Below are 1308 nucleotides of genomic sequence, written 5' to 3'. Positions count from 1 at the left end.
GCCGCCATGTCCTTGACCATCTCGGGCTTGAGCGCGCCTGCCGCCGACAGGCCGAGGAACACGTCCGCGCCGACCAGCGCCTCGGTCAGCGTCCGCGCGCTGCTCGTCGTGGCATGCGCCGACTGCCACTGGTTCACGTCGTCGCGACCCTGGTAGATCACGCCGGTACGGTCGCACATGATGACGTTGTCGGGCCGCACGCCCATCGCCTTCATCAGCTCGGTGCACGCGATCGCCGCCGCGCCCGCGCCGTTGACGACCAGCTTGATGTCGCCAAGCTTGCGCCCGGTCACGAGGCAGGCGTTGATCAGCCCGGCCGCACAGATGATCGCGGTGCCGTGCTGATCGTCATGAAATACGGGGATATTCATCCGCTCGCGCAGCGTCTGCTCGATGATGAAGCACTCGGGCGCCTTGATGTCCTCGAGGTTGATGCCGCCGAACGTCGGTTCCATCAGCTCGACCGCATCGATGAAGCGATCGACATCCTCGGTCTTCAGCTCGATGTCGATCGAGTCGACGTCGGCGAAGCGCTTGAAGAGCACCGCCTTGCCCTCCATCACCGGCTTCGACGCGAGCGCGCCGAGATTGCCCATGCCGAGGATCGCGGTCCCGTTCGAGATCACCGCGACCAGATTGCCCTTGGCGGTATAGTCATAGGCGGTCGAGGGGTCATCGGCGATCGCCTGCACCGGAATCGCCACGCCGGGCGAATAGGCGAGCGCGAGGTCGCGCTGCGTCGCCATCGGTTTGGACGCAATGATCTCGAGCTTCCCGGGACGGCCTTCCGAATGGAACAGCAGCGCTTCGCGTTCGGAGAACTGGAGATTATTGTCGTCGGACATAAGCGGGGCCTCGGGGGTATCTGCAGGGGGAGCCCCTGCCTTTACGGAACGCGTGGCTGTTCGTCACCCCTTGGGAACCCTTCGCAGTGCTATTGGACGTGCGGACGGTTTTCGCTACCCCGCGCCGATGTCCACTCCCGCCGCTACCCCGATGATGACGCAGTATCTCGGCCTCAAGGCCGAGGCGCAGGATTGCCTGCTGTTCTACCGCATGGGCGATTTTTTCGAGCTGTTCATGGACGATGCGCGCATCGCCGCGGCGGTGCTCGACATCGCGCTGACCGCCCGCGGCGAGCATGAGGGCAAGCCGATCCCGATGTGCGGCGTACCAGTCCACGCGGCCACCGCCTATCTCCAGCGACTGATCAAGGCCGGGCACCGCGTCGCGATCGCCGAACAGGTCGAGAGCCCGGCCGAGGCGAAGGCGCGCGGCGGATCGAAGGCGCTGGTCGGCGCGGACGTG

At 65.7% G+C, this 1308-nt stretch carries 1 protein-coding gene and 1 pseudogene; one reads left to right on the top strand and one right to left on the bottom strand.

The window, feature by feature from the left end:
- On the bottom strand, nucleotides 1-845 hold an 845-nt coding region (locus tag sphst_RS13745), incomplete at its 3' end, for a malic enzyme-like NAD(P)-binding protein (protein WP_325049486.1).
- Between the two features lie 151 nt (nucleotides 846-996).
- Here sphst_RS13745 and sphst_RS13740 point away from each other — a divergent pair.
- Nucleotides 997-1308: pseudogene (locus sphst_RS13740) on the top strand (DNA mismatch repair protein MutS); the annotation flags it as partial.

The organism is Sphingomonas sp. STIS6.2 (genome assembly GCF_000732685.2).
Lineage (GTDB): Bacteria > Pseudomonadota > Alphaproteobacteria > Sphingomonadales > Sphingomonadaceae > Sphingomonas > Sphingomonas aerolata.
This window is presented reverse-complemented; position numbering and strand designations above follow the sequence as displayed.